The organism is Streptomyces lateritius (assembly GCF_014649715.1).
Taxonomy (GTDB): Bacteria; Actinomycetota; Actinomycetes; order Streptomycetales; family Streptomycetaceae; genus Streptomyces; species Streptomyces lateritius.
This window is the reverse complement of record NZ_BMTO01000001.1, coordinates 129901-137454: the sequence shown is the minus strand read 5'-3', so window position 1 is coordinate 137454 and position 7554 is coordinate 129901. Positions and strand designations below refer to the sequence as shown.

Here is a 7554-nt window from a genome sequence, read left to right as displayed (position 1 = left end):
CGGCGTCGTGGCACTGCGGAACGTACTGACAGCGGCCGGGACCGAGCAGACATCGCTCGGCCCCGGCCGCCGCTGACTCGCCGCCGCCGGCACGGTCCGTGTCTGGCGGGCCTGGGAGACGTCAGTCGGTGTCGCGCGGGTCGAAGGACCGCGTGTCGACCATCAGCGGCTCCGGGAAGGCGCCGGCCACCGCGTCCCAGGGGGTCAGCTTGAAGTTGGTGCCCTCGCGCTCGCCGTCCGACGGGGTCGCCTCGCCGTCGTGGGTGACCAGGAGGCCCTTCGGGAAGTCGCGGCCGAGCGGCACGTTGACGACGGTGGCGCCGTCGGAGTGCTGCACGCCGTCGACGGCCGGGCCGTCGGTGACGGCGAAGGAGCCGAGGTGGTCGTTGTCGCCCAGGCGCCCGTAGACGGAGTACGTGTTGTCCCCCTGGCTGGACGCGAGCACGTAACCGGCGCCGTCGGCTCCGTGGTAGACGGTGACACCCTCGGCGTCGGCGCTCAGGTGCTCGCCGCCGAAACCGGGGTCAGCGGCCGTGTCGAGGACGCACTCCTCCTCGGCCGTGTCGTACGTCCACGGCGTACCGTACTCGCGGACGCGGTCGATCATCTCGGGGGTGTCGAACTCCTCGTCGTCGAGGTCGATGCGCCACAGCCCCACGGCCTCCTGGGCCGCGTAGAGGACGTGCTCCTCCTGGTCGACGGCCATGCCCTCGACCTGCGGGCGCTCGCCCGGGTCGGCGCACGGCGCCCAGGCCTTTCCATCGGGCAGGATGAACGTGGCGGGCAGGTCGAGGGTGTCCTCGGTCCGGTAGCCCACCCGGCCGCCACGGTCCTCCAGTTCGAGCAGCCGCAGACGGGTCTCCTCCCGCTGCGAGACGACGACGTAGGCCTCGTCCTCGTCGCTGAACGCGGCGAGTCCGTAGGCGGTGCGCTGGTCGTCGACCTCGCTCTCGTCGGCCGCGAAGACCGGCCGCACGTCGGCCGCCGTCACGTCCTTGAGCGGTGCCCGCCCGGCCGCGACGGCGGCGGGGTCGATCGCGAACGCCCGGATCCGGTCGCGGCCCCGGTCGCTCACCAGCGCCAGGTCCGTCTTACGGCCGTTCAGCTCGAAGCCGTAGACGATGTCGACGTTGTTGAACCGGCCCGGAGCGGCGTCCTCGCCCGGCGCCGCCGGCGCGGCTATGTGCTGCAGCCGCCTGCCGTCGAGGCCGTACACGTCGAGCCCGGCCTCCTTCAGGGTGCCGATCACGATGCTGCGTCCGGGGCTCGTGGGGTCGATCCACACGGCCGGGTCGTCGGCGTCGGCGTTGCCGCCCGCCTCGTCGTCGTAGACGGCGGGCGTCTCGACGCGCGCGGTGACGGACACCGGGCCCTGGTGGGCAGGGGCTCCGGACACGAGCAAGAACGCGGCGGCCAGAGCCGTCACAGCGGAAGCGCTCACGACACTCCTCAGTAGGAAGCGGACTCGCGAGACGCTAGGCGCGGTGGGTGAGCGCGGCCGAACGCCCCCGTGAACACCGGATGACCCGTCGGCTTCACTGGTTCAGCGGCGGGGCCCCGACCCGCCACCGCTCAGCCGAGGCGCCCCTCGGCGGCAGCGGTGACGAAGGCGCCGAAAGCTGCGGGGGTGACCAGGAAGGAGGGGCCTTCCGGGTTCTTGGAGTCGCGGACGGCGATGTGGGGGGTGAGGCCGGCGACCTCGACGCACTCGCCGCCGTCGGATCCGCTGTAGGACGACTTACGCCACCGCAGGACCTGGCTGGTGCCCATACTGCTCCTCCGTCACGCGTGCGATCAGCGCCGCCGAGTCCTCCCGGGAGAGGGCGGTGGCCTGGAGCCGAGCGTGACCGACGGAACGCTCCCTGATCACTTGTGAATTGGCGGTCATATGGCCGCCGCCATAGCTTCCCGCGTAGAAGAGGTCCGGGTCGTCCTCGAACCGCAGGAGAGTGAACGTCCCCATCATCTCGGCATGCTGACCGACCGTGAAGGGGAGCACCTGGATCTGCACCCACGGCCGGTTCAGACACCCCAACAGATGGCGGAGTTGACCCCGCATGACGTCGGAGCCGCCGATCTCCAGCGCAACGCGGCCTCGTCGATCACCACGCACAGCACGGGCGGCTGCGTGCGTTCCAGAATGCGCTGGCGCTCCATCCGGGCCGCGACCATCTCGTCGAGCCTGTCCGCGTGGTCGATGCTCAGCACCGCCCGCGCGTACTCCTCCGTCTGGAGCAGCCCGTAGACGAGCTGCGACTGGTACGTCGAGATGTACGTGGCCTTCGCCTCCATCTCCGCGTACATCTGGAACCAGTGCGGCAGCTGGCTCCGTAGAACCAACCCCACCAGCCGCGTGAACAACCCGTCCGTCATCAGGGCCGCGTCCAGCCGCTCCGAGAACTGGCGCGTGGGGACCTTCTTCGCCGTCTCGATCTGGCCGATGAGCGAGGCGGTCACGTACAGGATCTTGCCCAACTGGCCCTGGTTGAGCCCCGCCTCCTCCCTCAGGCGGCGGAGTTCGGAGCCGTAGTAGTCCAGCGGCGAGGCGCTGGGATCGAGGCGGCGGATGTTGACCACGAGGAGGTCACCCCCAAGCTCACGCATCACTGCGTTCGTTTCGGTACGTAGCCGAACGTAACCACTCCGCTCCATTCTGGTGGCATGAATCACGCAACTGACCTTTATCCGGCGGAACTTCAGGCGAGCTACCGCATGGGCTTCACCGTCGGTGAGCACTCCGCCGGTCACATGCGTCGCATCCTGCGCATGTTCCTCGTCCGGTGGGGGCTGGACAGGCTGACCGATCCCGCTCAGCTCGCGCTGACCGAGCTGGTCTCCAACGTCGTACGGCACGTTCCGGGGCGGCGCTGCGCGGTGCTGATCCTGCGCGAGCCGTACGGGCTCCGGGTCGAGGTGGCGGACGGCGTGCCGGGGACGGTCGTCGCCAAGGCCGGCGGGCCGCTGGAGGAGGCCGGGCGCGGGCTCGTGCTGGTGGAGGCCGTCACGGACCGGTGGGGAGTGACGGAGGCGGCCGGGGGCAAGACGGTGTGGTTCGAGTGCGACGCGTAGGGCACCATGGGCGCTCTCACCTGCGTACCCGCCGGTAGCAGCAGCCGTAGCCCGTAGTAGGAGGACCCGCCCATGGCCGCCGAGCCCGTCGTCACGCCGAAGCCCGAGATCCTTGCCGCGTTCGAGGCCGCCAAGGGCTTCATGCCGGTCGAGGAGGGGCTCGCGCTGTACGAGGCGGCGACCGAGGCCGCGAGGCTCGGTCTGCCCCTGCTGGAGGTCGGCACGTACTGCGGGCGTTCCACGATCCTGCTGGCGGACGTGGCCCGGGCGGCCGGGACGGTCGCGGTGACCGTGGACCACCACCGGGGCAGCGAGGAGCAGCAGCCGGGCTGGGAGTACCACGACACGAGCGTCGTGGACCCCGAGGTGGGCCTGATGGACACCCTCCCGACCTTCCGCCGGACCCTGCACGCTGCCGGCCTGGAGGAGCACGTCATCGCGGTCGTGGGGCGTTCCCCGCAGGTCGCGAAGGTGTGGGCGGGCGAGCTCGGCTTCGTCTTCATCGACGGGGGCCACACGGACGAGCACGCGACGGCGGACTTCGAGGGCTGGGCCCCGAAGGTCGCAGTGGGTGGAGTCCTCGTGATCCACGACGTCTTCCCGAACCCGGAGGACGGCGGCCAGGCGCCGTACCGCATCTACCTCCGCGCCCTGGAGTCCGGTGACTTCGAGGAGATCTCCGTCACCGGCTCCCTGCGGGTCCTGCGGCGCGTGGAGCGCTGATCGTCCTCCGTCAGAACCCGAAGCCGGATGTGACGTAGAGGCAGTTCGTGTAGCTGTAGCCGGCTTCGATCTTGTGCGTGCTCGCCTTGTCGGAGGCGTACGAGCCGATGCTGCTGTCCCGCTTCTGGAGGAAGTGGTAATTGCCGGCGGGCAGCAGGAGCGTGGTCTTCGGGTACTTCGACGACGGGCCCTGGCACGCCTTGATCTTGGGCGCGTTCAGGGCGAGGCTGCCCCGGTACGCCGTGCAGCTCCCGCACGCCTTCAGCGTGACGCGGCCGCTGACCGGACCCGTGTAGAGCAGCTCGACCTCACCCGGGCCGTCGTTGGACACCACCATGACCATCCGCGAGCCGCCGGGGGCCTTGGCCGGGGGCAGCTGCCGCCCGGCCGCCGGCTCCTCGTCGGCTATCTCGGCGGCGATGGCGATGCTCCGCGCGTGCGCGGCCCGGGAGCTGGTCGGGTACTTCTCGGCGAAGTCCTTCATCGTCTGGACGGCGTCGGTGTAGCTCTTGGCCTTGAACTGCTTCACCCCGCAGCCGAAGTCGCCGCTCTCGATCGCCCGGCCGGCGTCCCGCGAAGCCGCGGCGAAGGTGGCCTCGGGCAGCAGGCCGACCGTGGTCGAGACGCGGCGCAGCTCCTCGACCGCCGTGCAGGGATCGGCGGAGTCGCCGGTCACCCCGGCGGACTTGGTCCGGATGCTCGCCCGGACGGTGGGCTCGACCTGCCGGGCGTAGGAGGACTGGGGGAAGGTCGACAGCAGCGCGTTGAGATGCTCGCCGGCCGTGGTCTCGGACCCGGCGGCGCCGAGCCCGGCGATCCCGCATTCGTACCAGGAGTGGGCGAGCGGGTCGTCGGCCTTGCCGACGAGTCCCGTCAGCAGGGCGCGGTCCACCTTCTCCGGCAGCTCGCGCAGATGCTTGAGGGCGGGAACGGCGTCGCAGTAGCGCTTGTTCTCGTACGCCGAGGCCACGGTCGTGAAGTAGGCGGCGAGCCGGTCGGGGACGAGTCGCGCGGCGCGCGAACCCGCGTGGTTCGTGCCGAGGTCCTGGTACGCCGTCAGGGCCTTGCCGTAGTTGTGCTCGGCGCTGGTGAAACTCTGTCCCTCGCCGGACTTCACCAGGGCGTCCGCTGTGGCGAGGAAGTCGAGGAGCGACTGCTCCCTGGCCTCGTCGCGCGCCACGCCGTAGGCCACCGAACCGCCGACGGGGACGGCGAGCAGGACCACCGCCAGCGCGAGCGGGAGCGCGAGGCGCCGGGCGGCGGGGGTGGAGGCGGGGGTCGCTCCGGCGCCGCCGAGCGCGAGCGGGGCGCGCAGACCGCGCCGGGCGCCGTCCACGGCGGCGGCCAGCAGGAACACGCCGTAAGCGATCAGGACGCCGGTGGGTACGCCGTCCACGTCGGCTGGCAGCGCGACGAGCAGCAGAGCCGCGGTCGCGACCCAGCAGACGGCGGCCCACCGCCACTGCTTGAGCAGCGCGTACCCGAGCCCCAGACAGGACAGGTTCAGCAGACCGGCCAGCACGGCCTGCGCCGGGTTCGACTCCGCCGGCACGGGCGGTCCGGGCGGCGCCCCGAAGGGCGCCGAGGGCGCGGGGAAACCGGGCGGCTGCGGGGGGAAGCCGGGCGGCTGCGCGGGCGGTGGCGGTACGGCTCCGGCTCCGGCTCCGGAGGGACCGGGCGAGCCCGGCCCCCCGTACATCCACGGCGCCTCGGACACTCCGGACGCGCCCGGCGCCGTCCTTGGCGTCGTGTCCGGCGCTGTCCCCGGCGTCGCGTCCGGCTCCGCACCCGGCGCCGTGCCCCGGGCCGGATCCGGCACGCTGTCCTTCGGCTCCGGACGTCTGTCGTTCGGCTCTTCCCCCACCACAGTGCCCCCCGTGGTCCGCGCGCACATCCGTGCGCGATCTCGCCTCAACGGCGCATCCATCCCTACCCGCCACGGTCCCGTGGCAGTCGCTTCGCGTCAATGGACTATTCGGCCCACTAGAGTCACGGGGTGCCGTACGACCACTCGAAGAACCGCCGGACGATCCTGGTCCTCGCGACCTCCCTCGCCGCCTGCACCGCCCTCGCCGGGTGCGGCGCCGCCGCGGACGGCGGCACGCCGTCGCACCCCTCGCAGGCCCCGCGCACCGGCGACGCCAAGCCGAGCGGCACTCCCACGGCCGAGCCGACGCAGGACCCGGCCCACCCCGCCCGGCCCCTCGCCGGGCGCACCGTCGCCATCGATCCCGGGCACAATCCGGGCAACTTCCGCCACTCCGGTGAAATAAACCAGAAGGTTGACATCGGTACGATACGGAAGGAATGCGACACCACCGGCACCTCCACGAACGCCGGTTACACGGAAGCCGCATTCACCCTCGATGTTTCACACCGGCTGCGGGATCTCCTCACGGCCCAGGGAGCGAAGGTCGTCCTCACCCACGACGCCGAGCGCCCCTTCGGCCCCTGCATCGACGAGCGCGCCCGGGCCGGCAACACCGCCCGCGCCGACGCCGTCGTCTCCGTGCACGCCGACGGCTCCGCCCCCGGGAACCGCGGCTTCCATGTGATCCTGCCCGCGCTCGTGAGCTCCGGCGCCGCCGACACCGCGAAGATCGTCAAGCCCTCCCGTAGCCTCGGTGAGTCCATCGCGCGGCAGTTCGCCCGCGCGACCGGCACCGCACCCGCCAACTACATCGGCGCGGGCACCGGGTTGGACGTACGCGGCGATCTCGGGGGACTCAATCTCTCAACTGTTCCCAAGGTCTTCGTGGAATGCGGCAATATGCGTGATCCGAAGGATGCCGCACTCCTCTCCGATGCGGCATGGCGCCAGAAAGCGGCGCAGGGGATCGCGGACGGCATCGGGACCTACCTCAAGGGGTAGAACCGGCGGGCGATAGATTCGCTCCGTACGATGGGGCCGCCCCCGTGCTTCGCGCCACCCCGACGAGACGACCCGACGAAGGACTCTTACGTGAATATCCGCTCCCTCACTCGAGGCGATGGCGTGGTGATCGGTGCAGCGGTGGTGCTGTTCATCGCCTCGTTCCTCGGCACCTCCAGCTGTGAAGCCAGTGACGAAATCTGCGACCGGGTCGACATCCCGAACTCCTGGGAGCTGTCGCCGCTCGGCTGGGGCGCCTTCTTCCTCGGCATCGCCGGTGCCGCGCTGGTCGTCGTCTCGCGCGGCCTGCCGCAGCAGCGGAAGGTGGCCGGTCTGGAGCTCGGCCAGGTCGGTGCCGCGTTCACGGTCGCGTCCGCGTGGACGCTGCTGATGTGGATCTTCGAGTCGGAGAGCGCCGGCATCGGCCTCATCCTCGGCCTGATCGCCGCCCTCGTCCTCGCCGGGGCCGTCATCGCCGGTCCGCTGGTGCCGGCCCTGAAGGCCCCGCTCGTCGGCGCGCCGCGCCCGCAGACCCCGCAGCCGTACGGCATGCAGCCGGGTCAGCCCGGCCAGCCGGGTGTCGGCGGTGGCTACGGCTACCCGGGCGCCCAGCACCAGCAGTCCTTCGGTGGCCAGCAGCACCAGCAGCCGTACGGGGTGCAGCAGCCGCAGCCCGAGCCGCAGGCCGCCCAGGCCCCGCAGCCGGCCCAGGGCCAGCCGCAGGCTCAGGCGCAGCAGCCCGCCGCCGACTTCACGCCGTTCTGGTTCGCCGTCCCGGTCGCCCGTCCGCTGTACGCGGAGGACGGCTCGCCGACGCCGATCGCCGAACTGGCCCCCGGCACCTGGTACCTGGCGGTCGAGCAGCGCGGCCCCGGCCTGGTCGCCCAGAC

The 7554-nt window shown here is 71.7% G+C and carries 7 protein-coding genes and 1 pseudogene; 4 read left to right on the top strand and 4 right to left on the bottom strand.

Annotated features, from left to right (window positions below; genetic code table 11):
• Positions 1 to 121 precede the first annotated feature (121 nt).
• The 3 genes and pseudogenes from IE136_RS00685 to IE136_RS00675 form a co-directional block, all read right to left on the bottom strand.
• Positions 122 to 1441: a phytase gene (locus IE136_RS00685; RefSeq protein WP_189599139.1), complete on the bottom strand. Its 1320-nt coding sequence runs from the start codon at positions 1439 to 1441 to the stop codon at positions 122 to 124.
• Between the two features lie 131 nt (positions 1442 to 1572).
• On the bottom strand, positions 1573 to 1770 hold the full coding sequence (locus IE136_RS00680) for a DUF397 domain-containing protein (protein ID WP_189599138.1): 198 nt from the start codon (positions 1768 to 1770) through the stop codon (positions 1573 to 1575).
• A pseudogene (locus IE136_RS00675) lies at positions 1739 to 2577 on the bottom strand (helix-turn-helix domain-containing protein). Before IE136_RS00675 ends, IE136_RS00680 begins: the two are co-directional and overlap by 32 nt.
• Before the next feature lie 84 nt (positions 2578 to 2661).
• On the opposite strand from IE136_RS00675, the gene IE136_RS00670 reads away from it, so the two are divergent.
• Complete coding sequence (locus IE136_RS00670) at positions 2662 to 3069, top strand: ATP-binding protein (RefSeq protein WP_229818580.1); 408 nt, start codon at positions 2662 to 2664, stop codon at positions 3067 to 3069.
• A gap of 72 nt (positions 3070 to 3141) precedes the next feature.
• Positions 3142 to 3792, top strand: coding sequence for a class I SAM-dependent methyltransferase (locus IE136_RS00665; protein ID WP_158986841.1), 651 nt, complete (start codon positions 3142 to 3144; stop codon positions 3790 to 3792).
• Between the two features lie 10 nt (positions 3793 to 3802).
• Here the strand turns inward: IE136_RS00665 and IE136_RS00660 are convergent, their stop codons facing one another.
• Entirely contained in the window at positions 3803 to 5344 is a 1542-nt protein-coding gene (locus IE136_RS00660; RefSeq protein ID WP_229818579.1) for a hypothetical protein, read from the bottom strand.
• 444 nt (positions 5345 to 5788) lie between these two features.
• Between IE136_RS00660 and IE136_RS00655 the strand changes: the two genes are divergently transcribed.
• Together IE136_RS00655 and IE136_RS00650 are read left to right on the top strand one after the other, a co-directional pair.
• Positions 5789 to 6664, top strand: coding sequence for an N-acetylmuramoyl-L-alanine amidase (locus tag IE136_RS00655; RefSeq protein ID WP_229818578.1), 876 nt, complete (start codon positions 5789 to 5791; stop codon positions 6662 to 6664).
• Between the two features lie 90 nt (positions 6665 to 6754).
• On the top strand, positions 6755 to 7554 hold an 800-nt coding region (locus IE136_RS00650), incomplete at its 3' end, for a DUF5336 domain-containing protein (protein WP_189599326.1).